Below are 25123 nucleotides of genomic sequence, written 5' to 3' on the forward strand. Positions count from 1 at the left end.
CGGTGTGCGGCAGCCCTCGGCGCAGGCGCGGATCGGCCTGCGGGGCCAGGCTAACAGCTGACTTTAAGTGTGAAAGTCAGATGACCAGGCCGGTCGGGCCGCTCTGCTCGGCCCACTGGGCGAGCCGGCGCAGGGCCCGGTCGGAGGCGGTCGCGGGCTCCGCGGTGTAGACGCCGAGGATCTGGTCCGGATCGCCGGTGACGGCGAGCGCCTCGTAGTGGAGGGTGAGTCCACCGACGACCGGACATGTTCCGCTGCCGCTGGGGGAGCGCGTCGAAGTCGGTGTAGAGCGTGTGGGCGAGCCGGTTGGCGGCCGGGACGTCGGTGCGGCGCCCCACCACCAGCGCGGGGACCTCGGTCATCGTCTCCAGGAGGCGGTGCAGGGCCGGACGCACCTGCTGCGGCGGCAGCGGGGCACCGGGCGGGTGGGCCTGGCCACGGCGAACAGATGGTCCCGTTCGTCGTCGGTCAGGCGCAGGGCGCGGGCGATGGCGGCGAGGACGGTCCCGGACACGTTGACGTGGTGCCCGCGCTCCAGGCGTACGTAGTAGTCGACGCTGACCCCGGGGAGCCGGGCGATCTCCGCACGGCGCAGACCGGACACCCGGCGGACGGTCGGTTCGGGGACCAGGCCGGCCTGCGCGGGGGAGATCTTCGCGCGGCGTGAGCGGAGGAACTCCCCGAGCGCGGCGTTCCGGGCGTGGTCCCTGGTCATGTGCGCGTCCATCTCCCTCACGCCACGGCGCCCGCCACGGGGGAACGCGCCGCAGAGGGGTACTGCCGGAGCCCCCCGGTCCGGGCGTCAGGCCCGGGCCCCCGCGTGGTCCTCCCACGCCTGCTCCAGGGCGCGGGTGAACAGCTCGACGGGCTGCAGTCCGCTCACGCCGTACTTCCGGTTCAGCACGAAGAACGGCACGCCGCCGGCGCCGAGTTCAGCGGCCATCCGCTCGTCGGCCCGCACCTGCTGCGCGTACGCGTCGGGGTCGGCCAGGACGGCTCGTGCCTCCGCCGGTTCCAGTCCCACCTCGGCCGCCAGGTCCAGCAGGGTCTCCGTGTCGTAGACGGAACGCTCGTCCGCGAAGTTCACCCGGAAGGCGAGGTCCAGGAGTTCGTGCTGGACGCCGTGCTCCTTGGCGAAGTGCAGGAGGCGGTGGACGTCGAAGGTGTTGCCGTGGACGCGGCCGCCGATCCGGAAGTCCAGCCCTTCGGTGCGCGCCTCGGACGCGGCGTGCTCCTCGCGCGCGACCTGCTGCTCGCGGGTGCGCCCGTACTGCGCGGCCACGGCGTCGATGATCGGCGTCGTGCCGTTCCCGGCGTCCGGGTTGAGCTCGAACGACCGGTGCACCACCTCGACGCCGTCACGGTGCTCGAAGCCGGCGAGGGCCCGCTCGAAACGGGCCTTTCCGGCGTAGCACCAAGGGCAGGCGATGTCGGTCCAGATCTCGACGCGCATGTTTCCGCATCTCCCTTTTCGTGGGTTCGGTGAGGATGTGGGGAGCGGCGCCGCGCGGCTCCCCCGGTGAGGGGGCCCGCCGCGCGGCGCCGCTGCCGGCGGGGTGCCGGGAGGGGTCAGGCCGCCTTGAGCTGCGCGGCGACGCGCACGACGCGCTCGGCCTGGACGCGGGCGGCGGTGCGGGTGACCTCGTCCACGGGGTTGTTGCCCTGGCCGTCCACGTGGGAGGTGCCGTAGGGGTTGCCGTCGACGAACTTGGACGGCTGGGTGAAGCCGGGGGTGACCGTGATCCCGCCGAAGTGGTGGATCGAGGTGTAGAGGGCCAGCAGCGTGGCCTCCTGGCCCGCGTGCGCGGTGGCGCTGGAGACGAAGGCGCTGTAGACCTTGTCGATCAGCTTGCCCTCGGCCCACAGTCCGCCGAGCGTGTCGATGAACTGCTTGAGCTGCGCCGAGACGTTGCCGAAGCGGGTGGGGGTGCCGAAGATCACGGCGTCGGCCCACTCGATGTCCTCGGGCGTGGCGTGCGGGACGTGCGTGTTCGCCGCGTGGTGGGCGGCCCAGGCCGGGTTGCTCTCGATGGCGGCCTGCGGGGCGAGTTCGGCCGTCTTCACCAGGCGCACCTCGGCGCCGGCCTTGACGGCGGCGTCGTGCAGTTCCCTGGCGATCTCGGTGATGGTGCCGGTCGACGAGTAGTAGACGATGGCGAGCTTGACGGGGGTGGCCACAGGAGGCTCTCCGCTTCTTTTCGTTTCTTTGCGATGGGGGGATGGGCGGACCGGAACAACTAACTGACCGGTCGCCTATTTGAAGCTAGACGACCGGTCGACAACTGTCAAAGGCATGTGCTCGAACCGGTTCGCGCCGGAGTGTCGATCATTGAGGCCTCATTGACCTGTCAAGAAGCTAAAGTGGGGGGATGGCGTCCACGAAGCAGCAGTTGCAGCCCCTCAGCGCGAGCGAGGAGGCGTTCGTGCGCGCGCTGGGCCGGGTGCTCCTGGAGCTCCCGCGTGCCGTCGACGCCGACATGGTCGAGGGGGCGGGGCTGCCGCTGTCCGAGTACACGCCGCTGAGGCACCTGTCCGAGACCCCGGGGCGCGCGATGCGGATGAGCGAGCTCGCCGCCGCCTGCAGCCTCTCCCTCAGCGGGATGACCCGCGTCGTCATCCGGCTCGAGAAGCACGGCTGGGTGGAACGCGTCAAGTGCGCCGAGGACGGCCGTGGTTGGAACGCGGTGCTGACGGACGACGGGCTCGAGCGCCTGGAGCAGGCCTGGCCGACGCACCTCGCCAGCGTGCGACGCCACCTCGTCGACCACTTCGCCGACCAGGACCTCGCCGCGCTGACCATCGCGCTGCGCCGGGTTGCGGCCGACCAGGGCGCCCCCGCCTGATCCCTGGCTGTTCGCGGTGGAGGCCCTCCGCCGCCGGGCTGCGGGGCGCAGGAAAGGTGCGCCGACGTCGGGCCGGTGTCTTGCCCTCTTGTTCGTCACCTGTCAAAATGGTGACATGATGCATGTGTTCAAGTGCGGCATGCCCGTGCTGGACTTCGTGGGAACCCTGAGGCGCCGTCGCAACCCGGAGCCCCAGGAGATGCTCACCACGCCCGAGAGCCTCGACGCCTGGTTCCGCGAGTCGGGGCTCGTCGACGGGGACGTCCTGTCGCAGCCGTCCGACGTGGCGGAGGCGGTCTCCCTGCGGGAGGCGGTCTTCTCGCTCGTCAGGTCCGCGCTGAACAAGGAGGGCTACGACACCGACGCGCTCGCGCTGCTCAACGCGGCGGCACGCAGGCCGTCCGCCGTCCCGCAGCTCACCAGGGACGGGCGCAGGGTCGAGGCGACACCGCAGCAGGCCCTGTCGTCGCTGGCCCGGGAGGCCGTGCGGCTCCTCAGCGGCCCGGACGCGGAGCTGGTCAAGGAGTGCAGCAGGCCGGAGTGCACGCAGATCTACCTCGACCGCTCGCACGGCAGCCGTCGCGAGTGGTGCGCCATGGACCCCTGTGGCAACCGCGTGAAGGCGGCGGCGTACCGCGCGCGCAAGAAGGCGGCCACGCCGCGGACGGCCGTGTCCGCGTAGCCCGCCGCCGCGCGGAGCGAGTGGCCGTCGGGTACGCCCGGGTGGCCGGGCCCCGGAGATCGGGGCCCGGCCACCCGGGCGCTCGCGTAGGTGCGGCGGCGCGACGTTCAGCGCTCCGGTGTGTCCTTGGCAGCCGGGCGGTCCTCGTCCAGCCAGTGGGCGTGCCATCGCCGCGCCCAGCCCAGGGAGACGTACCCGGTGCGCATCCCCAGCCGCGCCTCGGGGTCCTGGAACGCCTTGCGGATGTGCCCGATCAGCACCAGGGCGATGGCCCAGGCCAGGAGGTCGTGCACGAAGATCGCGCTGGTGCGGGAGACCGCCGGCAGCAGGCCCGTGAACCACATCAGCAGCCCGGTGGCCGTCATGACCAGCACGACCCCGGCGAGCCAGCCCGCGTAGAGCTTCTGGCCGGCGTTGAACTTGCCGGCGGGACGCATGTCCGGCGATGTCAGCCGCCGGCGCGCGGCCCGCAGCCAGCGCTTGTCGTACGGGGCGAAGCGGTTGAGCCTGCGCAGGTCCGCGCGGAAGGCGGGCGAGGCGAGTCCGAGCAGGAAGGGCAGCGGCAGCAGGATCCCCGACCATTCGTGGACCGTCGCGAGCAGGTGGCGGCGGCCGACGAGCTGGGCCAGCGGCCCCAGGTAGAGGCAGGCCGCAGTCGCCAGGCACACCAGCATCAGCAGACCGGTGCCGCGGTGCACCCAGCGCTCGGCCCTGGTGAACCGCAGTACGCGCCCGGGGCGTTCAGGCGGCCTGCGCGTCGCCACGCCTGTCGGCGCCGTCGAGCCAGCCGTCGACGTCATAGCCGTACTCCTCCCAGTAGCCGGGGATGACCTCGTCGGTCACGGTGATTCCGGACAGCCACTTGGCCGACTTGTAGAAGTACATCGGCGCGGCGTAGAGCCGGACGGGGCCGCCGTGCTCGTGGCTGACGGGCTTGTCCTGCATCTTCAGGGCGACCAGCATGTCGGGGCGGCGCGCTTGGGCGAGGGTCAGGCTCTCGGTGTAGACGCCGTCGAAGCACGTGAAGTGGATCGCCTTGCCCTCGGGACGCACCCCTGCCGCGTCCAGCAGGTCCGACAGCGGCACGCCCTCGAAGGGGGTGTCCGCCACCCGCCAGCCGTCGGTGCACTGCACGTCGCGCACGATCCGCTGCTGCGGGAGCGCGCGGAGGTCGTCGAGGGTGTACGTCCGCGGACGGTCGACGAGACCGTTGACCTTCAGCCGGTAGGTCCGCTCGTCCTTGCGGGGCACCGAGCCGACGACGCTGTAGTAGCGGAAGCCGCCCGGGTTCGGGAGCACCCCGGTGAGCCCGGTGGGGTCGGCCTGCGAGGCCGCGCCGAGGAAGTTCTCCCAGCCGCGCTGCAGCCAGGGTGCGGCGGCGACGCCGGCGACCCCGGCGCCGAGCATGCCGAGCATGGTGCGACGCGCCACAGGGGCCCCGCGCTCCGGCCGGTTCTCCTGGTCGGCCACGGTCATCACGCCCCCTTCCGGGAGACGAACTCGGCGGCCCGCTCGGCGATGGCGTAGACCGTCGCGTTGGTGTTCCCCGAGACGATCGACGGCATCACCGAGGCGTCGGCGACGCGCAGCCCGTCGATGCCGTGGACCCTCAGCTCCTCGTCGACCACGGCGCCCTCGTCGGTGCCGAGCCTGCACGTGCCGACCGGGTGGAAGTAGGAGGCCAGGGCCCTGCGGAGGTAGGCGGCGACCGCCGCGTCGTCGTCGACGTCCACGCCGGGCAGCACCTCCTCGCCGCGCCAGCCGTCGAGCGCCCTGGCCCGGCCGATCTCGCGGGCCGCGCGGATGCCGGCGACCATGGCCCGCAGGTCACGGGGGTCGGCGTAGTAGTCCGGGTCGATCAGCGGGGCGGTCCCCGGCGAGGATGAGGCGAGCCGCACCGTGCCGCGGCTGTGCGGGCGCATCAGCGAGACGCGGATCGTGTAGCCCTCGCGGGGCCCCGCGAGGGCGGGCGCGTGGCTGGGGACGTCGACGAAGATGATCTGCAGGTCGGGGGCGTCGGCGGAGGGCGTGCTGCGCAGCAGGCCCAGGGCCTCCCCGTGGTTGTTCCGCGCGGCGGGGACCGGGCGGGCGGCGGAGTAGACCAGACCGGCCATCACATGGTCCTGCAGGCCGCCCCCGACGCCGGGCAGGTCGCGGACGACCTCGACACCGGTCTCCCGCAGGTGCCGGCCGGGGCCGATGCCCGAGAGCATGAGCAGGTGCGGGGTGCCGATGGCGCCGGCCGTGAGGATCACCTCGCGGGTGGCGCGGGCGGTGACCTCTTCTCCTCCGGCGGTGTACGCCACCCCGGTGCAGCGGTCGCCGTCCAGCAGGACGCGGTGGACGAGCGCACCGGTCACCACGCGCAGGCCGGCCCGTCCCGACGCGGGGGTGAGGTAGGCGTCGGCGGCGCTCTGACGCCGGCCGTCGACGATGTTCAGGTCAGGCCAGCCGAATCCCTCCTCCAGCCCGGAGCTGATGTCGGCCGCCCTGCGGTGGCCCGCTTCCGCGGCGGCTTCCAGACAGGCCTCCAGCACCGGGTTCGGCTCGTGGGCGGGGGCCACGGCCAGCGGCCCGTGCTGCCCGCGCGTGCGGGGGTCGCGGCCCTGCGCGCGCTCGCTGCGCATGAGGTACGGCAGGAGGGCGTCGAAGTCCCACCCCTTCGCGCCGCCGGCGGCCCACGCGTCATAGGCGCTGCGGTGCCCGCGGGTGAAGACCATGGCGTTGATCGCCGACGACCCGCCGAGCCCCCGGCCCCGGGCGAGCGCCACGGACGTGCCGGTGGAGGCCTGCTCGGTCGTGCGGTCGCCCCAGTCGGATGACGTGCCCAGCAACCGCGGCCACGCGGGGGGAACCGGCATCGCCTCCGGCACGTCGGGGCCGCCCGCCTCCAGCAGGAGGACGCGGGCGCCGCCGTCCTCGGACAGGCGCGAAGCCAGCACACTGCCGGCCGTTCCCGCGCCCACCACGACGTAGTCGTATTCCACAGCCTGGCTCACGCGGCCTCTCCTCGGTTCCGGGGACGCGATGACCGATCTGATCACCTATTGAAGTGGTGATGACTTTCGCACAGAAAAAAGTCACCTGTCAAGGTGGTGACGAATGGAGGCGTCCAGGACCGCATGTCGAGACTCGGTGTCGCGAATGATCCGATCGGCACCGTTATATGTCGCAGTTACTTGCATGGTGCAGCACTTTCCTGGTCTACTCCTTGACGCAGCAAGCTATTGGCCCGGGGTCTGCGGCTCTCGCGTGCACGCCCGTCCGGACAAGAAGAGGGATCTTCGTGAGCTTCCACCGTCGGGGCGGTGGCGCACCGGGAGGTCGTGCGACTGCGATGCACGGGCCGAGTTCGTCCGCCGATGCGGTCCCCGCCCTTCTCCGCCGCCCGGTTCCCCCTCACGGGTGCGGGAGTTGCGGCGGATGCCGGGAATTCGGCTGATGGACCCCCGCGCTCTTCCCGCTCGCCGTCCGGAGGATCCGGCCCGCCGCCGGCGAACCGCGCGGCGGTGGCTCGATAATGACGGTGCCTCATTTTCCGGGGATTCGGCGTGAGTAGAATCCGCGAGCCTTCCAAAGGCCGATGGAGCGTCACATCGACGTCCGGCCAGGGGAACTGGCCTCATACGTTCAAGATTTGGGATCGTTCATGACATCAGAAACATCCATACGCCGGCACGCCAGGCGGCGCAGGCCCGGCCTGCTGGCCGCGGTCGGCGCGCTGGTGATCGCGGGCTCGGTGGCCGTGCCGCTGACGGCGCAGGCCACCGGTGCCGCGCCGGCGGACACCGCGCGGCAGCGCGACTTCGCCGCGGCGGCCGACGAGTACCACGTTCCGGAGCAGGTGCTGCTGGCCGTGGCGTACCAGGAGTCGGCGTGGGACGGGCATGCGGGCGCGCACAGCGCGAGCGGTGGCTACGGTCCGATGCACCTCACCGACGTGACGACGGAGATGGTGGCCGGTGGTGGCGCCGGAGCGGTCGGCCGCAGCGACCTCGCGTCCTTCGTCGCCGACCCGGCCCTGCACACCCTCCAGGCCGCGGCGAAGCTCACCGGCCTGTCGGCGCGGGAGCTGAGGAACGACCCGGCGGCCAACATCCGCGGCGGCGCGGCGCTCCTCGCGTCGTACCAGAAGGCCACGGCCGGAACCGCATCCGCCGAACCCGGCGACTGGTACGGGGCCGTGGCCCGTTACAGCCAGGCCTCGCAGCGGCAGGGCGCCCAGGCGTTCGCCGACCGTGTCTTCGCCACCCTGGCCAAGGGCGCCGGCCGTACCACGACGGACGGCCAGCGGGTCAGCCTGGCCGCCGTGCCGCAGGTCGAGCCCGCCAGGGCCCAGCTGGCGAAGCTGCACCTGAAGGCCGCGGCGACCGCCGACGTCGAGTGCCCCACCACCGTGGACTGCACCTTCGTGCCGGCGGCGTCGACCAACGGCCAGGTGTCCAGCCGGCCCGCCAACGGGATCCGGATCGACACCATCGTCATCCACGACACCGAGGGCTCGTACGAGTCCGCCATCGCCACCTTCCAGGCCCCGGGCAGCACGACCGCCTCGCACTACGTGATGCGGTCGTCGGACGGCGCGGTGACGCAGATGATGCCCACGAAGGACATCTCCTTCCACGCGGGCAACTACTCCACCAACATGCACTCCGTCGGCATCGAGCACGAGGGCTTCGCCGCGCACGGGGCCGACTGGTACACCGAGGCGCAGTACGAGGCCACGGCGGAGCTGGTGAAGTACCTGGCCGGGCGCTTCGGCATCCCGCTCGACCGGCAGCACATCGTGGGCCATGACAACGTTGCCGGCCCGAACTCCGGGTCGGTCTCCGGCATGCACTGGGACCCGGGCACCGCCTGGGACTGGGAGCACTTCATGGCACTGCTCGGCGCGCCCGTCACGGGCAGGCACGGCGTCGGTGACATCGGCTCGGTGGTGACCATCGCCCCCGGCTTCGAGCGGAACCAGCAGACCGCCCAGATCTGCCCGTCCGACGACCCGACCGGTGCCACCCCCGAGTGCACCGAGGTGACGCAGGCGTCGAACACCCTGTTCGTGCGCACCGCCCCCAGCAGCACCGCGCCCCTCTTCGGGGACCCGGCGATCCACTCCGGTGCCGCAGGCACCGACCGGATCAACGACTGGGGCAACACCGTGCAGGCCGGCCAGCAGTTCGTCGTCGCCGGCAAGGAGGGCCCCTGGACCGCGATCTGGTTCAGCGGCGCGAAGGTGTGGTTCCACAACCCGTACGGCGCCAACACCATCCCGGCGCGCGGCGGTTACACCATCGTCAAGGCCGGTGTGACGCCCGCCACGCCGCCCGGCAAGGTGTACGGCTCCAGCTACCCGGACGCCTCGGAGTACCCGGCCGGGTACGGCGCCTCCACCCAGGCCCCGCTGAGCATGTACAGCATCCCGTCCGGCCAGGCGTACGTCGCCACCGCGCCGCCCGCCCTGACCGACGACTACTTCAAGGCTGACGGCAAGGTCGTCTTCGGCGCCAAGAAGATGTACACGATCCAGTACAACCACCGGGTCGCCCTGGTCTACGCGGGCGACGTCATCGCCACGGAGCGTCCCGCGCACAACGACCGCTGAGCCGGTCGCCGACGCCCGTACGACACGCTGAGGGTGGGGCCCGTGAGCCACGGCTTCCGGGCCCCACCCGCGTCCGGGACCCCTGCCCTGCCCCTTCCCGCCCTTCGCCCGCGCCGGTCCGGCGCGGGCCGGCACCCCGGTGAGCGGGACTCACCGACTGCACCACTTCTGGAGCCACAGGTGCGCAAAGCACTCCTGCCCGCAGCACTCGCCACCGCCGCACTCGGTGTGTCCGCCGTCTCCTGCGCGGACGCGCCCCGCCCCGGTGGCACGGCCGCCGAGGCGCCCGCGGAGGACCTGCGGGTGGGGGCCGTCTGCTCCTCGCACTTCGCCTTCGCCACCGACGTCTCGTGCGGGCTGGTGGACCTCGGCGACGTCCGCTTCCACTGCACCGGTGAGCACGACGGCCCCTGTCCCAGGACCCGTTCCGTGACGTTCGAGAACATCGGCAGCACCTCGGTGCGGCTCGTGGCGGTCAGCGGGTCGGCGCCGGGGGAGCGGCACGAGGCCGTGTCCCGGGCGCTGCCGACCGGGGCGCGGACGGTCGTGGCGCCGCGCGACGGTGACCGGTACCTCTTCGACGTCCTCCTGCGCGCGGAGACCGGCTCGGCGGCGGTGGGGGTCGTCGCCGTCTCCTGACGTCACCCGGTGGGACCCGCGGCAAGAGCGAGATGGCGGTGTGGTTAACATATGAGCACCGCCTAGCTCGAAAGATAAGCCTGTGACTGTCAACGAGGACTCGTTCACCGACTGGAAGCACCGCGAGGAGATCGCGGAATCGATGATTCCGATCATCGGGAAGCTGCACAGGGAGCGGGACGTGACCGTCCTGCTGCACAGCCGCTCCTTGGTGAACAAGTCGGTGATCAGCATCCTCAAGGCCCACCGCTTCGTCCGGCAGATCGCCGGCGAGGAGCTCTCGGTCACCGAGACGCTGCCGTTCCTGCACGCACTCACCACGCTCGACCTCGGCCCGTCCCAGATCGACCTCGGCATGCTCGCCGCGACGTACCGGGCCGACGACCGCGGGCTGTCGGTGGCGGAGTTCACCGCGGGGGCCGTCGCGGGTGCCACGGGTGCCAACAAGATCGAGCGCCGTGAGCCGCGCGACGTCGTCCTCTACGGCTTCGGCCGCATCGGCCGCCTCCTCGCCCGGCTGCTGATCGAGAAGGCCGGTTCCGGCAACGGCCTGCGGCTGCGCGCCATCGTCGTCCGCAAGGGGGCCGGCCGGGCCGGCGAAGACCTCGTCAAGCGTGCCTCGCTGCTGCGCCGCGACTCCATCCACGGCCAGTTCCAGGGCACGATCACCGTCGACGAGGCGAACAGCACGATCGTCGCCAACGGCAACGCCATCAGGGTGATCCACGCCGACGACCCGACGTCGCTGGACTACACCGCGTACGGCATCAAGGACGCCATCCTCATCGACAACACCGGCAAGTGGCGTGACCGCGAAGGCCTTTCGCAGCACCTGCGTCCCGGCGTCGACAAGGTCGTCCTGACCGCGCCTGGCAAGGGCGACGTCCCCAACGTCGTCCACGGCGTCAACCACGACATGATCAAGCCGGACGAGCGGATCCTGTCCTGCGCCTCCTGCACCACCAATGCGATCGTGCCGCCGCTGAAGGCGATGGCGGACGAGTACGGCGTCCTGCGCGGCCACGTCGAGACGGTCCACTCGTTCACCAACGACCAGAACCTGCTGGACAACTACCACAGCTCCGACCGCCGCGGCCGTTCGGCGCCGCTCAACATGGTCATCACCGAGACCGGTGCCGCCTCGGCCGTCGCCAAGGCGCTGCCCGACCTCAAGGCCAGGATCACCGGCAGTTCCATCCGCGTACCGGTGCCGGACGTCTCGATCGCGATCCTCAGCCTGCAGCTCGCCCGGGAGACCACCCGCGAGGAGGTCCTCGACCACCTCCGCGAGGTGTCGCTGACCTCGCCGCTCAAGCGCCAGATCGACTTCATCACCGCCCCCGACGCCGTCTCCAGCGACTTCATCGGCTCGCGGCACGCCTCGATCGTCGACGCCGGTGCCACCAAGGTCGACGGCGACAACGCCATCCTCTACCTCTGGTACGACAACGAGTTCGGCTACTCGTGCCAGGTCATCCGTGTCGTGCAGCACGTGTCCGAGGTCGAGTACCCGACCTACCCGGCCCCGCGGGCCTGAGGGTCCGGCGCGCCGGTGCGGCACGGCGTCCCCCGGCCGGAAATCGGTTGCCCGCACCGGCGGGCGGCCCGCAGCATGGGCCGCATGAGAGCGATGCCGATGCCGGTGGGCGGGTACTGAGTGACCGTGCACGAGGAAGAGCGCCTGGTCCTGCGCGGCCCGGGGGGACTGCCGGAACTGACGTACGTCGAGGGGGTCCGGGACGGCCGGCCCTGGGCCGACCTCGCGGAGGCGGTGGGACCGGACCCCGTACCGGCCGTGCTCGCGGGCATGCCGGGGTGGGCCGTGTCGGGTTCCGTCGAACTCGGGGAGCAGCTCGTCCGGCACGGTGCCCGGGTCCTGCGGCACGCGCACACCATGGAGCGCGACCTCGTCGCCGACCCCCCGCCGCGCGAGTGGGCCGCGGCGCTCCTTCCGGACGGACTGCGCGCCGTACCCTGCGACCGCGAGGCACACGAGCTGTTCCCCGCGTGGCGTGCCGCCTTCGCGCCGGGTCATCCCGACCGCCATCAGGGAAGTGACGAGGAGGCCCTCGACGCCCAGCTGGCCCCGGTGCTGTCGGGCGCCGTGCTCGGGCCGGTCCTGGCGTGCAGCACCCTGGCCGTCGACGGGGACGGCCACGTCGTCGCGGGGGTCGTGGTGACGGACCGGGACGGCCTCCCGTGGGTCGCGACGGTCTTCCGGCAGCCGGATCCCCGCCACGCCGGCCTCGGTTCCCGGCTGCTGCGCCGGGCGCTGGCGGACGCGGCGGCCGGCGGTCTCCCGAGGATCGCCCTGGCGGTGAGCGACGGCAATCCGGCTCGCCGGCTGTACGAGCAGCTGGGGTTCGCCGTCACCGCCACCTCGCTCACCGTCCTCGTCCCCTGAGGGGGGCCGGGCGGCGGGGGTGCGGCGTGTGCCGCCGCTGCCGTGCGTCAACCGCCGTTCGTGAAGTGCCCGTTCAGCAGGGCGAGGCGGCGCTCGTGCGCCCCCTCCGGCAGTCGGCCGCTGCGCATGAGGGTGACCAGGCCGTGCAGGGAGGCCCAGTAGGTCTCGGTGAGGAGGTCCGGCGCGTCGCCGGCGGCCGCGACCGGCTCCACGGCCCGCAGCAGTTCGCCGAACGCCTCGCGCAGGGCCGCCGGGGCCTCGGGCGTGGCGAACGGCAGGCCGACGTGGTGGGTGAACATCGCGTCGTAGAGGGCCGGCCGCCGCCGCGCGAACGCCGTGTACGCCTCGCCCACCGCGGCGAGTGTCTCCCGCGGGCCCGCCACCGCGGTGCGCGCCTCCCGCAGTTCGGCGGCCAGTTCCGCGAACCCCTGCACCGCGACGGCGGCCATGATCGCGTCCTTGCCCTTGAAGTGGCTGTACAGGACGGGCTGGCTGTACTCGATCTCGGCGGCCAGCCGCCGCGTGGTGACGGCGTCCCAGCCCTCGGCCTCGGCCAGTTCCCGCGCGGCCGTGATGATCAGCTGCTCGCGCTCGGCTCGCTCGCGCTCCCGGCGCGTCCGGATCGTCATGGCAGAAATTCTAGCACTGCTAGATCTCCTGTCGATACTCTGCTAGCTTCGCTCTTGTCCCTAGCGCTGCTAGCAAGGAGATGTGGACGTGACCACCACCGCGTACACCCTGGCCGTCGTGCTCGACCTCCTGGTGCTCTTCATCGGAGCCCGATTCCTGCTCCAGCCCCGTCCCGCGGCCGCCGCCTACGGCGTGCCCGCCGAAGGGGACGGGGCCGCCGCGTACCTCACCGTCAAGGGCCTGCGGGACGCCACCTTCGGGGTGATGGGCCTGGCCCTGCTCGCCTTCGCCGGTGCCCGCGCCGAGGCCTGGTTCATGCTGGTCGTGGCGCTCGCCCCGCTCGGCGACACCTTGATAGTCCTGCGGCACGGAGGCACCAAGGCGGTGGCCTTCGGCATCCACTTCGCCACCGCGGTCGTCGTCCTCGTCAGCGCCGCCCTGCTCTTCGCCGTGTGACCCGGCAGTTCCCGAAGACCCGTCACCACCCGGACAAGGAGTTCGCAATGTCATTGATCGTGCCCGACTTCGACGCCTCCGTGATCGTCCGCTCCACCGAGGCCGAGGTCATCGGCCGCGCCCCCACCACCGTCCGGCTGCTGGCCGACAGCAGCGCGACGGGAGGCGCGCTCTCCACCCAGCGCGTGACCCTGACCGGGGGCGCCGACGGCGCCCGCCCGCACCGGCACGACCGGTCGGCCGAGATGTTCTACATGCTCGACGGCGAGGCCCGGTTCCTGTCCGGGGACGAGGTCGTCACCGCCGGAGCCGGCGACCTGGTCGTCGTCCCGCCCGGCCGCCCGCACGCCTTCGCCGCGGCGCCCGGGTGCGACGCCGACATGCTCATCGTCATCACCCCGGGCGTCGAACGCTTCGAGTACTTCCGCCACTTGCAGCGCATCGCCCTGGGCGAGGTCACCCCGGAGAGCCTGCTGGAGGTGCAGGAACGGTACGACACCTACTTCCTGCACAACGCGGCCTGGGACGACCGGCACTGAGCCGGGGCGCCGGTCCGGCTCAGCGCCGGCCGGGGGCCGCGGTACGGACGAGGCGGGCACCGGAGCCCGCCAGGACGACGGTGACCACGACCGTTCCGGCCGCGCCACCGGCCTGCGAGGTGCCGAAGCCGCGCACCGCCGCGACGACGGCGGCGAGGAGGAGGACGCCTCCGAGCAGGCGCCGCCATGCGAGGACCGTGTTCACCTTTCCTCCTCCCGATGGGCCGGCAGCCGCCCCTTGACCGGACTCGAACACTGCCGTGCGGGGGTCCGGACGCGCAACCGGTCTGAGGTGGACCTGAGGTTCCGCGGCGCCCACCCCGCCTCCGGCGGGCGGGCATCGGGCTGCGATCATCCCCGGGTGCGGCAGATCGACGAATTGACCGACGTGGACACTCCGGCGTGGCCGGAGCTGGCGGCCGTGCTCACCGGTGGCCCCGTGGCCGCCCGGGTGCTGCCCGGCGATCGTGGCGAAGGGAGGCGGTGCCTGCTGCAGTTGCAGGTCACCGCGCGGTCGGCGCTGGGTGCCCTGGTGCTGAACACCGGCGGGGTGCTGCTGGACGACGGGTGGGTGCGGGTGTTCGGCGGCGGCCCGGCCGCCGGCGGAGGCCTGCCGAGCCTGGGGCAGGTCAACCGCTTCCCCGCGGTCCTCGACCCGGCCTGGCATCCCGGCACCGCTCTCGTCGTAGGCCACGACGCGGTGGGCGGGGTCTTCGCGCTGAACGGCCACGCTCCCGCGGCCGCCGGCCGCCCGGGAGCGCCGGGCCAGATGACCTACTTCGCGCCCGACACCCTCGCCTGGGAGGCGATGGAGACGGGCTACTCCGGTTGGGTCACCTGGCTGCTCTCGGGGCGGCTGGAGACGTTCTACGACGGGCTGCGCTGGCCGGGCTGGCGCGAGGAGGCCGCCGCCCTCACCCCCTCGCAGGGGATCGCGGTGTACCCGTTCCTGTGGTCGCAGGAGGCCCATGCCGATCTCGCGGCGACCACCCGGCAGGCGGTTGCGATGAGCCAAGTCCTCGCATTCGCGGCCGACTTCGCCCGGCGGACCGGCCCGGCGGACCCGGGGTTCCTCGGCGAGGTGTGAGTCCCCCGGCGGTTGCGGCCGCAGGTCACCGCGGGTGCCCGGGTGAAGTACCTTAAGCAAGGTCTGGTTTGGCTCGCGGGATCGAGGTCGTACGACGTGCTGGTGGCGGATCGGTATCGCTTGGACGCGCCCATCGGCCGCGGTGGCATGGGCGAGGTGTGGCGGGCGACCGACGAGGTGCTGGGACGTCCCGTCGCCGTGAAGCTCCTGCTGGGCGACGGTTCCGACGCCTCGGCGGCCGCGCGGTTCCGGCTGGAGGCGCAGACGGCGGCGCGCCTGGGTCACCCGCACGTCGTGGCGGTCTTCGACTTCGGTTCCTGGGACGGGCGGTTCTTCCTCGTCATGGAACTGGTCGAGGGCGACAGCCTGGGCCAGCTGCTGGAGGCAGGGCACGTGCTCGGCGCCGAACACGTCGCGGTCGTCGCCGCGCAGGCGGCCGCGGGTCTGGCGGCCGCCCACCAGCAGGGCATCGTCCACCGCGACATCAAGCCCGGCAACCTGATGCTCGACGCCGCCGGATCGCTCAAGATCGGTGACTTCGGAATCGCCCGGTTCGTCGACGATCCGGCCGCCGCGCTCACCATGACCGGACAGATCGTCGGCACCAGCCTCTACCTCGCCCCCGAACGGGCACTGGGCCGGACCGCGGGGCCGGCCTCCGACGTCTACGCCCTCGGGTGCGTCCTGTACCAGCTGCTGACGGGCCGTACGCCGTTCCAGGGCGACAGCGCCACGGCCCTGCTCTACCAGCACATCGACAGCGCGCCCGTGCCGCCCTCCCAGCTGGGCGCCGACCTGCCCGCCGCCTTCGAGGGGTACCTGCTCGGGCTCCTCGCCAAGCAGCCGGAGGACCGGCCGACGGCCCAGGACGTGGCCGACTGGTTCCGCACCGACGCGTGGCGCGCGCACCCGGTGTCCCTGCCCGCCACCGTGCCGTCGCACGGCGCCCCGAACGTCGCGGGCCACGAGGCCGGTACCGCGGCGCGGGTGCGGCCGACGGCGGCACGCTCCGCGCGGTCGGCGCCGGCGTCGAGGCGGCGGTCGGCTCCGGCACAGCGGCGCAGCCCCGGCGAGTTCATCCGCTACCGGCCCCGCGTCGCGAGCGCCATCGCCGGGGTGGTGGCCTTCGCGGTGGCGGTGCTCCTCGGCATGCTCTTGTTCTCGCCGGAGAGCAGCTCCGCGAAGACCCCCACCACCGGTCCGAGCGCGACGCCGACCCAGGGGACCGGACCCGCGCCCGGCGCCGGTACGCCGTCCGCCGGCCACGACGACCAGGGCGACGACGACTCGGACGACGAGGACTGACCCGAGGACCGGGGCGGGGACAGGGAGGGCCGGTCAGCCCACGTCTCCCGCGCCCGGTGCGACCGCCCCGGCGGCGACCAGCCCGATGATCAGTACGCCGAGGAGCACGCGGTAGATCACGAACGGCGTGAAGCTGTGCGTGGAGACGTACTTGAGGAACCAGGCGATGGCCGCGTAGCCCACGACGAAGGCGATCCCGGTGGCGAGCAGCGTCGGCCCCCAGGCGGGGGCGGCGCCGTCGCCGATCTTGAACAGCTCCAGGGTGCCGGACGCGAGCACCGCGGGGATGGCCAGCAGGAACGAGTAACGGGCCGCCGCCTCACGGCTGTAGCCGAGGAAGAGCCCCGCGCTGATGGTGCCGCCGGAGCGGGAGACGCCGGGGATGAGGGCGAGGGACTGGGCGAAGCCGTAGCCGAGGGCGTGGGGGAGCGTCAGCTCGGTGATGGGCTTGGCGTTGCGGATCGCCCGGCTGCGGTCGGCCACGGCGAGGACCAGCCCGAAGAGGATCAGCACGGTGCCGGTGATCCGCAGATCGCGCAGTGACGTCTCGATGCTGTGCTGGAACACCGCACCGAGGACCGCGATGGGGATCGTCCCGATGATGACGAACCAGCCCATGCGGGCGTTCGGGTCCTTGCGCCGGTCGGGCACGAAGAGGGACGTCGTCCAGGCCTTGACGATCGAGACGATGTCGCGGCGGAAGTAGATCAGCACGGCCGTCTCGGTGCCCAGCTGCGTCACGGCCGTGAAGGCGGACCCCGGGTCCTTCCAGCCGGCCAGGGCGGAGAACACACGCAGGTGCGCGCTGGAGGACACGGGCAGGAACTCGGTGAGCCCCTGCAGCAAGCCGAGGACGGCGGCTTCGAACCAGGACATCGGGGGGTGACTCCACGGATGGTCGACGGGGCGGCGGCCCGGCGGCGGCGCCGCTCGGGAGAGGTGCGCGAGATGAGGTCGTACGGTGGCGGTGGCCGGAGACGGTCGGGATGCGGCCCGCGGTGGATCGGGCCGTGCCGCCGGCCGTCGGCACCCTGCGGGCCACCCGCAGAACTATCGCGTCAGGTAAAGAAGTTCCCAAGACGCCCTGATGGCCGAGCGGTCTCCGGCCGGTCGTGAGGGGAGAGGGCGGCCAGTGACCAGGGGTCCGTCCGCCGACCGTGACTTTTGCGCTTCCTTTACCATGGGGGAAACCCGTCGTACCGAGCACGAAGAAGGAGCCGCGGTTCCCGCGATGGACCATCCCCCGAGTACCGACCGTGTCATCCCCCGAGAGGCCCGCCGAGGCGTGGGAACGGGGGTGACACGGTGACCGAAGTGCTGCTCCTCCTGCTGGCCCTGCTGCTGACCCTGACCTGTGCGGTGTTCGTCGCGGCGGAGTTCTCCCTGACCACGGTGGAGCGCGGTGAGCTGGAACGTTCCGCCGCCGCCGGTGAGCGCGGCGCGGACGGCGCCCTCAAGGCCGTGCGGCGGCTGACGCTGCAGCTGTCCGGCGCGCAGCTGGGCATCACGGTGACCTCGCTGGTCATCGGCATGCTCGCCGAACCGTCCCTGGCGGTGCTGCTGAGCGGCCCGATCGAGGCCGCCGGCCTGCCCGAGGGCGCCGCGTCCATGACGGCGACCGTCCTGGGTGTCGTCGTCTCGACCGTGGTGCTGATGGTGATCGGCGAGCTGGTGCCCAAGAACTGGGCGATCTCCAGCCCGCTGGCCGTCGCCAAGGTGGTGGCCGGGCCGCAGCGCGGCTTCACCGCGGCCTTCTCGCCGCTGATCAACCACCTCAACGACGCCGCGAACCGTCTGGTGCGCAGGTTCGGCCTGGAACCGGCCGAGGAACTGGCCTCCGCCCGCACACCGGACGAGCTGCGGGCCCTGGCCCGCCACTCCGCCGCCGTGGGCGTCCTGGAGCCCGACTCCGCCGAGCTCTTCGTCCGCACGCTCCACCTGAGCGAGCTGACCGCGGAGAACGTCATGACCCCGCGCGTGGACGTACGGGCCCTGGAGGCCCACGCGAGCGCCGCCGACGCCGCCGCCCTGTCGCTGTCCACCGGACTGTCCCGCTTCCCCGTGTACAGGGACGGCCTCGACGAGGTCATCGGCACCGTCCACATCCGTGACGTCCTGGCCCTTCCGGCCGCGGAACGCGCCACCACACCCGTGAGCGCGCTGGCCACCGCGCCGCTGCTCGTGCCCGACAGCCTGCCCGTGAACCGGCTGCTGGACCGGATGCGCAGCCGCCGCACCATGGCCGTCGTCATCGACGAGTACGGCGGCACGGCCGGTGTCGTCACCGTCGAGGACGTCGTGGAGGAGGTCGTCGGCGACGTGCGCGACGAGCACGACCCCCAGCAGCGGCCCGACCTCGCCCCCGCCGGCGACGGGTCCTGGGAGGCGGACGGCAACGTCCGCATGGACCAGCTCTCCGGCATCGGCCTCACCGCGTCCGAGGGCCCGTACGAGACCGTCGCCGGGCTGCTGGCCGCCACCCTCGGCAGGATCCCCGCCCGGGGCGACGCCGCCGAGGTCGACGGCTGGCGCTTCACCGTGCTCAGCGTCGACCACCACGTCGCCGAGCGGGTCCGCGTCGCACGCATCCCGGAGGACGCCCGATGACCGCGCTGCAGCTCGCCGTCGGCGCCCTCACGCTGCTGACGAACGCCTTCTTCGTGGGCGGCGAATTCGCCCTGATCTCCGTACGGCGCAGCCAGATCGAGCCGCGCGCGCAAGGAGGCGACAAGCGCGCCCGCACCGTGCTGTGGGGTCTGGAACACCTGTCCGCCCTGCTGGCCACCGCGCAGCTGGGCATCACCGTCTCCTCGCTGGTGCTGGGTGCGGTCGCGGAACCCGCCATCGCGCACCTGCTGGAGCCGGCCTTCGAGGCCGCGCACGCCCCGCACGCGCTGGTGCACCCGATCTCGTTCGTGATCGCCCTGACCGCGGCCACCTACCTGCACATGCTGGTCGGCGAGATGGTGCCCAAGAACATCGCGCTCGCCGCACCCGAGCGCGCCGCGCTGCTGCTCGGCCCGCCGCTGGTGGCCGTCACCCGCGCGCTGCGCCCGGTGGTCTTCGGCATCAACGCCTTCGCCAACGCCCTGCTGCGGCTGCTGCGCGTCGAGCCGAAGAACGAGGTCGCGGCCGTCTTCACCGACGACGAACTGGCCCGCCTGGTCCAGGACTCCAGCGCCGCCGGCCTGCTCGACGCCACGGGTGGCGAGCGCCTGCGCGACGCCCTGGAACTCGGCAGCCGTCCGGTGGGGGAGATCCTCGTACCGGCCGGCCGCATGGTCACCGTCGGCGAGCGGGTCACCCCGGACGAGCTGGAGCGGACCGCCGCCGCGTCCGGCTACTCCCGCCTGCCGGTCACCGGCGCCGACGGCGGCGTCCTGGGCTACCTCCACATCAAGGACACCCTCGGCGCCGCCGAGCGCGACCGTCCCTACCCCCGGAGCGCCTTCCACCCCGTCATCCGGCTCCGCCCCACCACCCCGCTGGACGACACGCTCACCGCCCTGCGGGCCGCGGGCACCCACCTCGCCGCGGTCACCGGGGACGACGGCACGCTGCTCGGCTACGTCACGATGGAGGACGTCCTCGAGGAGCTCGTCGGACCGGCCACGGCGGTCGAGGAGGCGGCCTGAGCCACTACCCGGCGGCGTCGGGCCGGGGACGTTCCGCGGGCGGCGCGGCGATCTCCGGCGCGTACAGGGTCGCCAGCGGTTCCGGGCCGGCGTACCGCCGGCACGGACACCGCCGGTCCTCGTCCTCGTCCTTGTCGCCGGACTCGTCCTTGCGGCCGGACGGTGCCGGGACGGAGGCGTAGCACAGGCCCTCGCGCGCGTCGTGGTAGGCGAGGTGGTGCCCGCAACCGCACACCGGCTGCGGCCCGTTCAGCTCCTGCTGCCGGGCCTTGCGCCGCTCGGTCGCGGCCTTCCTCAGCCGGTCGTAGGCACCTCCGGTGACATAACCGCCCGCGAGGATGACCAGCGCGATCTCGAACCCCGTCACGGCTCCCCCTGCCCCTCACCCGGCGGTCCGTACCAGGCGATGTTCGCACGGCCGTCAAGCAGGCGTCCGCGACCGCGCGCTCGACGGCCGGTGGAGGCTCAGCGCCCGGTGCCGTCCACCTCGTCGGTCCTGCGGGTCACGTCCCCGGGGGCCGCCCGGATGACGCGCGGGGCGGGTCCGTCGGCGGACGGGTCGTCGTCCGCCTTCATGGCCGCGGCCTCGCTCTTGAGGATGCGGGTGGCCTTCCCGGCGGAGCGCACGAGGCCGGGGAGCTTCCTGATGCCGATCAGGACGATGACCACGATGAGCAGCAGGGCGAGCTCGCTGAGGCCGAACATCGTGCCGGTTCCCTCCGATGGGACGGGGCGCGGGGCGCCCGTGGTGACGACCCTGAGGAAACTACAGGACTGTGGAGACGAGCGGGGGCGCGAGCGTTCCCGCGGGGCGGCTTCAGCCGGGAGCGCCGGCCACGGTGCCGAGCATCTCCCGGGCCGGGTTGCCGCCCCAGTGAGCCCGCTCCGGGACCTCCTCGCCCTTCATCAGGAAGGAGTCGGGCGCGAGGACCGCCCCGTCGCCCATCGTGACGCCGTAGTGGACGAGGGCGCCCACGCCGACGGTGCAACGGCTGCCCAGCGTGGTGCGGTCGGACTTGAAGGTGCCGTCCTCCTGCGAGTGGCACTGGATCCGGGTGCCCTCGTTGAGGACGCATTCGTCGCCGATGGCGACGAGGGACCGTTCCGGCACGTAGCAGCCGTCGTCGAAGACCCGGCTGCCGATCCGGACGCCGAGCAGCCGCCAGACGACGGTCTTGAAGGGCGTGCCGTTGAGGACCGCGATCGCCTCGGTCGGGTTGGTGATCTTCCAGTAGCGCTCGTGCCGCCAGAAGGGACGCTCGTAGATCGAGCAGTACAGCGGCCGCAGACCGCCCGGGCCCGCGGTGGCGCGCTCGGTCAGCATCATGTCGCCGACGGCGAACAGCACCGTGAGGACGTTGGCGAGCGCGATCACCGCCGGGCCGAGCGTGCCGTAGAGGTCCGCGGCGACCGACACCACCAGCGCGACCGAGAAGAAGAACAGCCACCGCGACATCAGGTGCAGGGCCATGGTGGCGGCGTTGTGCTTGTTCTTCGCCGCCAGGCGGCGCCGGAAGGTCGCGCCGTCCTTGAGGTGGTCGAACCTGCTGTCGCGCAGGACGGACCGGGGGATCTCGAAGCTGGGCGAGCCGAGCAGCCCCACGCCTTCGCGGACCTCCCCGTCGAGCGGGACCATCACCTTTGTGGCCAGGAGGCAGTTGTCACCGGTCCTGCCGCGGGCGGGGAAGGCGATGTAGTTGCCCAGGAAGTTGTGCGGGCCGATCGTCACCCGTGACGTCCGGAAGGACGTGCCGGTGTAGTCGGTGTTGATGACCGACAGCCCGTCGGCGATCATCGTCCCCCTGCCGACGCTGGTCAGGCCGGGGGTGTCCTGCCGCACCGTGAGGCCGAAGTTGGAGCCGGTCTGCTCGACGTCGCCCAGGTCGTAGCCGAGGCGGCTCAGGTAGGGGACGATCGCCGAGCTGTCGCCGAACAGCACCTTGTGGAAGCGCCGGTTGGTGAGGAAGCCGACGGCCCGGTGCACCCCGTAGCGGAAGCCGAACAGGGGGTAGTCCGTGTCCGGCCGGACGAGGAGGCCCAGCACGCGCGGGACGCTCACGGACAGCAGGGCCCCGGCGACGACTCCGCCGAAGAAGAAGATCGCGGACGCGGCCAGGGCGTCGGCGTAGAACGTCCAGCTCGTCAGCGCCGTGGGCCCGGGTCGCAGCAGCGCCTCGAACTGCGGGACCGCGGCGACCACCAGGACGGCGCCGCCGACGGCCAGGGGGACGTACACGATCAGGGCCGTCAGCACCTGCGTCGCCGCGTAGGCGGCCCTGCGGACGGCGCCGCAGCGGACGGCGTCGGCGGAGCGGCGGTGGTCCACCTCGGCCGGCTGGGCCGGGGACCCGTGCCAGCGTTCGCCGTCGGGCACGGACTGGCCGGCGTGCAGCGAGGAGGCGTGCCCGAGCTGGGTGCCGTCGCCCATGGCGGTCCCGATGTCGAGCACCGTCGCCTCGCCGATCAGCACGTCCCTGCCGAGGGTGACCGTCCCGGTGCGGATCACCCCGGACTGCGCCCGGTAGCAGTTGAGGAAGACGTCCTTGCGGATCAGCGTGCCGTCGCCGACGGTGAGCAGGTCGGTGCAGACCGGTACGTGACGGGTGAGGATCGTGACGCGGCGTCCGATCCTCGCACCGAGCGCCCGCAGGTACAGGGAGTAGACCGGGGACCCGGCGAACAGCGCCAGCGGGTTCGCCCGGATGAGCGTCTTGGCGCACCAGAAGCGGACGTACGCCAGGCTCCAGAGGCGGATCTCCCGTGGGCGCCACCGGCCGACGAGCACCCACTTGGCCACGATGGGCAGCACGCACACCCCGAGGAAGACGACGGCCCCGAAGACGACCGCCCGCAGATAGGTGCCGAGCAGCCCGGAACCGTTCGCGATCCACTCCACGCCGCCCGCGAAGACGAGCGCCGCGGCATAGGAGTAGGCGAGGAAGAACAGCAGTTGCAGCGTCGCGCACAGCACGTAACGCGGCGTACCGGACCGGCTCCCCGGCGTGCCCGGTCCGTACGGCGCCGCCACCGGGGAGGCGGCGGCCGGCACGGCAGCCGGCGGCGGGGCTTCCGCGAGGGCCGCCGCCAGGCTCCTGACGGTCGGATGGCGGTAGACGTCCTTGATCGAGACGGACGGCATGTCCTGGCGCTTCCTGAGCCGCGCGCAGAAGCGGGCCATCACCATGGAGTCCGCGCCGAGGTCGGTGAAGAAGTTGCCGTCGAGCGGGACGTGCTCGGCCTGCACGACCGGCGCCAGCACCTCGGCGAGGATCCGTTCGCGGTCGGTGGCAGAGGACTCGTCGGGATCGGGGGTCAGGACGTCGACCGGGATGTCCGCCATGGCGGCTCCATGAGAGGTGCGGACCACGTGCGGTCGAGCTGAGCACCGAGGCGACACCGCCTCGGCCAACGTCCGAGCGAGCGATCCGGAAGCTGTGGGTGTGCCCTGTGTCCGGCATCGGGTGTGTGTCGTACTCGCAGTCTCGGCCCCGGGGGCCGCAGACGCCACTCGGCCGGGCCGTCACCTTCGGCAACTCCGCGTCGGCGGAACGTGATACCCCCTGGTGACGGGCGCCGGACCCGGCCCGGGCGGAGCCCAGCGGCCGCGTGGCCGTTGGGCGCCGGGGGCGCGGGTGGTCAGTGGGCGGCGGCGCCGAACCACCGGGGGAGGACGCCGAGCAGCTCCCGCTGGTCCTCGCCGGCCCAGGCGACGTGGCCGTCCGGGCGCAGCAGCACCGCGGGGACGTCCAGTTCCTCGGCGACGTCGACGACGTGGTCGACCCGGTCCTCCCAACCGGCCACCGACAGCCCGCCCGTCCGGTCCAGCAGCAGGCCGCGGCCGGCGTGCGTCAGGCCGTACAGCCGCCCTCGCTTCAGCTCCACGTCCCGCAGCCGCCGGCCGAGCAGGTCGTGGCCCTCGCCGAAGTCGTACCGGATCCCGATCGCGGTGATCTTCTCGATCAGGTGCCGGTTCACCTCCTCGAAGTCCATCAGCTCCGCCAGCAGCCGGCGCACGGCCTGCGGACCCGGCTCGGTGGACAGCAGGTGCATCTGCGCGCGGGTGTTGTCCAGCACGGCGGCGGCCACCGGGTGCCGTTCGGCGTGGTAGCTGTCCAGCAGCGCCTCCGGCGCCCAGCCGTTCACCGCGGCGGCGAGCTTCCAGCCGAGGTTGAACGCGTCCTGGATGCCGAGGTTCAGCCCCTGCCCGCCGGTCGGCGGGTGGACGTGCGCCGCGTCGCCGGCGAGCAGCACCCGGCCCACCCGGTAGCGCTCCGCCTGCCGGGTGGCGTCGCCGAAGCGGGAGAGCCAGCGCGGCGAGTGCACGCCGAAGTCGGTGCCGGCGACCGCCCGCAGCCGCTCCTTGAACTCCTCGAAGGCCGGCGCCGCACGGTCCTCGGCCACCCCGTCCGCGGGCACGATGAGACAGTGCCGACCGCTGGGCTCGGGGATGACGCCGAACCGCCCCTGCGTCCTGCGGACCTCGGCCACCACGGCGGCCACCGTCTCCGGGGGCGCGGCCACCTCCATCTCGCCCAGCAGCGTCTCGACCCGGGAGGGCTCGCCGGGGAAGCCGACGCCGAGCAGCTTGCGCACGGTGCTGCGTCCTCCGTCGCAGCCGACGAGGTAGCGCGAGCGCAGCCGCGTCCCGTCGGCCAGCTCGGCGGTCACCCCGTCGTCGTCCTGGCTCAGCCCGGCCAGTTCGCAGCCACGCCGGATCTCCACGCCGAGTGCGCCGGCGTGCTCGGCCAGCAGGCGCTCGGTGACCGGCTGCGGGATGGCGAGGACGTACGAGTGGGCGGTGTCCAGCCCGTCGGGCCACCGCTTCCCGAGGCCGCCGAAGAACCCGCCGACCGTGAACTTCTCGCCGTGCGCGAGGAACCGCTCCAGCAGACCGCGCTGGTCCATCACCTCCACGCTGCGTACGTGCAGCCCGCGCGAGCGGGTCTGCACGCTCGGCTCGGCCGCCTTCTCCAGCACGAGCGCGTGCACACCTTGCAGCCGCAGCTCGGCGGCCAGCATCAGGCCGGTCGGCCCGCCGCCGACGACGATGACGTCGATCATCAACACACCCATCCCCGCAGGTTCCGACTCAGGGCGGTGATTCTGCGGCACGACGGGGGCCTTGCCGCAAGGCCCCCCATGCGCTATACGTTGAGAGTGGCGAGGAGCGGTGCTCCTCGCCTTTGTCGTTGCGGCCCTTGGTGATCGTGCCGTCGACGAGGCGCGCTCGCGCCACAGCCGCCGGAGGGCCTCCAGCTCGGTCCGCGGGAACTTTCTGCCCCAGGCGTTCCGGTAGCCGTCGGC

At 72.6% G+C, this 25123-nt stretch carries 24 protein-coding genes and 1 pseudogene; 12 read left to right on the plus strand and 13 right to left on the minus strand.

Going from position 1 to position 25123, the window contains the following annotated elements; all coding sequences use genetic code 11:
* Positions 1-76 precede the first annotated feature (76 nt).
* From OG937_35735 to wrbA, 3 genes and pseudogenes are all read right to left on the minus strand, one after another.
* Positions 77-727, minus strand: a pseudogene (locus OG937_35735) (helix-turn-helix transcriptional regulator).
* Between the two features lie 75 nt (positions 728-802).
* Positions 803-1453, minus strand: coding sequence for a DsbA family oxidoreductase (locus OG937_35740; protein ID WUD76664.1), 651 nt, complete (start codon positions 1451-1453; stop codon positions 803-805).
* Between the two features lie 116 nt (positions 1454-1569).
* Positions 1570-2178, minus strand: coding sequence for an NAD(P)H:quinone oxidoreductase (wrbA, locus tag OG937_35745; protein WUD76665.1), 609 nt, complete (start codon positions 2176-2178; stop codon positions 1570-1572).
* Positions 2179-2369: 191 nt separating this feature from the next.
* Here wrbA and OG937_35750 point away from each other — a divergent pair, with 191 nt between their 5' ends.
* Positions 2370-2843, plus strand: coding sequence for a MarR family transcriptional regulator (locus OG937_35750; protein ID WUD76666.1), 474 nt, complete (start codon positions 2370-2372; stop codon positions 2841-2843).
* A 118-nt stretch (positions 2844-2961) separates the two neighbouring features.
* On the plus strand, positions 2962-3525 hold the full coding sequence (locus OG937_35755; GenBank protein WUD78998.1) for an ABATE domain-containing protein: 564 nt from the start codon (positions 2962-2964) through the stop codon (positions 3523-3525).
* Between the two features lie 107 nt (positions 3526-3632).
* Here OG937_35755 and OG937_35760 read toward each other — a convergent pair whose 3' ends face one another.
* The 3 genes from OG937_35760 to OG937_35770 are packed head-to-tail and all read right to left on the minus strand — an operon-like array spanning position 3633 to position 6524.
* Positions 3633-4325 (minus strand): cytochrome b/b6 domain-containing protein, encoded by a 693-nt coding sequence (locus OG937_35760; protein ID WUD76667.1) that lies wholly within the window; start codon positions 4323-4325, stop codon positions 3633-3635.
* Positions 4267-5001, minus strand: a complete 735-nt coding sequence (locus OG937_35765; protein ID WUD76668.1) for a molybdopterin-dependent oxidoreductase — start codon at positions 4999-5001, stop codon at positions 4267-4269. Before OG937_35765 ends, OG937_35760 begins: the two co-directional genes overlap by 59 nt.
* Entirely contained in the window at positions 5001-6524 is a 1524-nt protein-coding gene (locus tag OG937_35770; GenBank protein ID WUD76669.1) for a GMC family oxidoreductase N-terminal domain-containing protein, read from the minus strand. Before OG937_35770 ends, OG937_35765 begins: the two co-directional genes overlap by 1 nt.
* A 650-nt stretch (positions 6525-7174) precedes the next feature.
* Between OG937_35770 and OG937_35775 the strand changes: the two genes are divergently transcribed.
* The 4 genes from OG937_35775 to OG937_35790 all read left to right on the plus strand — a co-directional run bounded on the left by OG937_35775 (position 7175) and on the right by OG937_35790 (position 12167).
* Positions 7175-9124 (plus strand): N-acetylmuramoyl-L-alanine amidase, encoded by a 1950-nt coding sequence (locus tag OG937_35775; protein ID WUD76670.1) that lies wholly within the window; start codon positions 7175-7177, stop codon positions 9122-9124.
* A gap of 180 nt (positions 9125-9304) precedes the next feature.
* Complete coding sequence (locus tag OG937_35780; GenBank protein WUD76671.1) at positions 9305-9763, plus strand: hypothetical protein; 459 nt, start codon at positions 9305-9307, stop codon at positions 9761-9763.
* 82 nt (positions 9764-9845) lie between these two features.
* Positions 9846-11300: a glyceraldehyde-3-phosphate dehydrogenase gene (locus OG937_35785; protein WUD76672.1), complete on the plus strand. Its 1455-nt coding sequence runs from the start codon at positions 9846-9848 to the stop codon at positions 11298-11300.
* A 126-nt stretch (positions 11301-11426) separates the two neighbouring features.
* A complete protein-coding gene (locus tag OG937_35790; GenBank protein WUD76673.1) occupies positions 11427-12167 on the plus strand; it encodes a GNAT family N-acetyltransferase in 741 nt (246 codons plus the stop codon).
* A gap of 47 nt (positions 12168-12214) precedes the next feature.
* On the opposite strand, the gene OG937_35795 is transcribed toward OG937_35790, so the two are convergent.
* Positions 12215-12796, minus strand: a complete 582-nt coding sequence (locus OG937_35795) for a TetR/AcrR family transcriptional regulator (protein WUD76674.1) — start codon at positions 12794-12796, stop codon at positions 12215-12217.
* A gap of 88 nt (positions 12797-12884) precedes the next feature.
* On the opposite strand from OG937_35795, the gene OG937_35800 reads away from it, so the two are divergent.
* Both OG937_35800 and OG937_35805 read left to right on the plus strand, forming a co-directional pair.
* Positions 12885-13253: a DUF4267 domain-containing protein gene (locus OG937_35800; protein ID WUD76675.1), complete on the plus strand. Its 369-nt coding sequence runs from the start codon at positions 12885-12887 to the stop codon at positions 13251-13253.
* 47 nt (positions 13254-13300) lie between these two features.
* The gene (locus OG937_35805) at positions 13301-13792 is read left to right on the plus strand and encodes a cupin domain-containing protein (GenBank protein ID WUD76676.1); all 492 of its coding nucleotides are present in this window, start codon (positions 13301-13303) and stop codon (positions 13790-13792) included.
* 19 nt (positions 13793-13811) lie between these two features.
* Here OG937_35805 and OG937_35810 read toward each other — a convergent pair whose 3' ends face one another.
* Positions 13812-13997, minus strand: coding sequence for a hypothetical protein (locus tag OG937_35810; GenBank protein WUD76677.1), 186 nt, complete (start codon positions 13995-13997; stop codon positions 13812-13814).
* Between the two features lie 156 nt (positions 13998-14153).
* Here OG937_35810 and OG937_35815 point away from each other — a divergent pair, with 156 nt between their 5' ends.
* Together OG937_35815 and OG937_35820 are read left to right on the plus strand one after the other, a co-directional pair.
* Positions 14154-14879, plus strand: a complete 726-nt coding sequence (locus OG937_35815; GenBank protein WUD76678.1) for a DUF2625 domain-containing protein — start codon at positions 14154-14156, stop codon at positions 14877-14879.
* 96 nt (positions 14880-14975) lie between these two features.
* On the plus strand, positions 14976-16184 hold the full coding sequence (locus OG937_35820) for a serine/threonine protein kinase (protein WUD76679.1): 1209 nt from the start codon (positions 14976-14978) through the stop codon (positions 16182-16184).
* 33 nt (positions 16185-16217) lie between these two features.
* On the opposite strand, the gene OG937_35825 is transcribed toward OG937_35820, so the two are convergent.
* On the minus strand, positions 16218-17060 hold the full coding sequence (locus OG937_35825) for an undecaprenyl-diphosphate phosphatase (protein WUD76680.1): 843 nt from the start codon (positions 17058-17060) through the stop codon (positions 16218-16220).
* 429 nt (positions 17061-17489) lie between these two features.
* Between OG937_35825 and OG937_35830 the strand changes: the two genes are divergently transcribed.
* Complete coding sequence (locus OG937_35830; protein WUD76681.1) at positions 17490-18791, plus strand: hemolysin family protein; 1302 nt, start codon at positions 17490-17492, stop codon at positions 18789-18791.
* Positions 18788-19819: a hemolysin family protein gene (locus OG937_35835; protein WUD76682.1), complete on the plus strand. Its 1032-nt coding sequence runs from the start codon at positions 18788-18790 to the stop codon at positions 19817-19819. Before OG937_35830 ends, OG937_35835 begins: the two co-directional genes overlap by 4 nt.
* Before the next feature lie 4 nt (positions 19820-19823).
* Here the strand turns inward: OG937_35835 and OG937_35840 are convergent, their stop codons facing one another.
* From OG937_35840 to rox, 4 genes are all read right to left on the minus strand, one after another.
* On the minus strand, positions 19824-20186 hold the full coding sequence (locus tag OG937_35840; GenBank protein ID WUD76683.1) for a hypothetical protein: 363 nt from the start codon (positions 20184-20186) through the stop codon (positions 19824-19826).
* Positions 20187-20284: 98 nt separating this feature from the next.
* The gene (locus OG937_35845; protein ID WUD76684.1) at positions 20285-20524 is read right to left on the minus strand and encodes a twin-arginine translocase TatA/TatE family subunit; all 240 of its coding nucleotides are present in this window, start codon (positions 20522-20524) and stop codon (positions 20285-20287) included.
* A 112-nt stretch (positions 20525-20636) separates the two neighbouring features.
* Positions 20637-23159: a phosphopantetheine-binding protein gene (locus OG937_35850; GenBank protein ID WUD76685.1), complete on the minus strand. Its 2523-nt coding sequence runs from the start codon at positions 23157-23159 to the stop codon at positions 20637-20639.
* Between the two features lie 296 nt (positions 23160-23455).
* Positions 23456-24880 carry a rifampin monooxygenase gene (rox, locus tag OG937_35855; protein ID WUD78999.1) on the minus strand — a complete coding sequence of 475 codons (1425 nt, stop codon included), beginning with the start codon at positions 24878-24880 and terminating at the stop codon, positions 23456-23458.
* Positions 24881-25123: the final 243 nt, after the last annotated feature.

The organism is Streptomyces sp. NBC_00510, assembly GCA_036013505.1.
Lineage (GTDB): Bacteria > Actinomycetota > Actinomycetes > Streptomycetales > Streptomycetaceae > Actinacidiphila.

Excerpts from the sequence above, each read along its gene's own strand:
- OG937_35755 (WUD78998.1), top strand. The coding sequence starts at position 2,962 with ATGCATGTGTTCAAGTGCGGCATGCCCGTGCTGGACTTCGTGGGAACC.
- OG937_35835 (WUD76682.1), top strand. The coding sequence starts at position 18,788 with ATGACCGCGCTGCAGCTCGCCGTCGGCGCCCTCACGCTGCTGACGAAC.
- OG937_35740 (WUD76664.1), bottom strand. The coding sequence starts at position 1,453 with ATGCGCGTCGAGATCTGGACCGACATCGCCTGCCCTTGGTGCTACGCC.
- OG937_35775 (WUD76670.1), top strand. The coding sequence starts at position 7,175 with ATGACATCAGAAACATCCATACGCCGGCACGCCAGGCGGCGCAGGCCC.
- OG937_35845 (WUD76684.1), bottom strand. The coding sequence starts at position 20,524 with ATGTTCGGCCTCAGCGAGCTCGCCCTGCTGCTCATCGTGGTCATCGTC.
- OG937_35805 (WUD76676.1), top strand. The coding sequence starts at position 13,301 with ATGTCATTGATCGTGCCCGACTTCGACGCCTCCGTGATCGTCCGCTCC.
- rox (WUD78999.1), bottom strand. The coding sequence starts at position 24,880 with ATGATCGACGTCATCGTCGTCGGCGGCGGGCCGACCGGCCTGATGCTG.
- OG937_35750 (WUD76666.1), top strand. The coding sequence starts at position 2,370 with ATGGCGTCCACGAAGCAGCAGTTGCAGCCCCTCAGCGCGAGCGAGGAG.
- OG937_35765 (WUD76668.1), bottom strand. The coding sequence starts at position 5,001 with ATGACCGTGGCCGACCAGGAGAACCGGCCGGAGCGCGGGGCCCCTGTG.
- OG937_35850 (WUD76685.1), bottom strand. The coding sequence starts at position 23,159 with ATGGCGGACATCCCGGTCGACGTCCTGACCCCCGATCCCGACGAGTCC.
- OG937_35825 (WUD76680.1), bottom strand. The coding sequence starts at position 17,060 with ATGTCCTGGTTCGAAGCCGCCGTCCTCGGCTTGCTGCAGGGGCTCACC.
- OG937_35760 (WUD76667.1), bottom strand. The coding sequence starts at position 4,325 with ATGACGTCGACGGCTGGCTCGACGGCGCCGACAGGCGTGGCGACGCGC.
- OG937_35795 (WUD76674.1), bottom strand. The coding sequence starts at position 12,796 with ATGACGATCCGGACGCGCCGGGAGCGCGAGCGAGCCGAGCGCGAGCAG.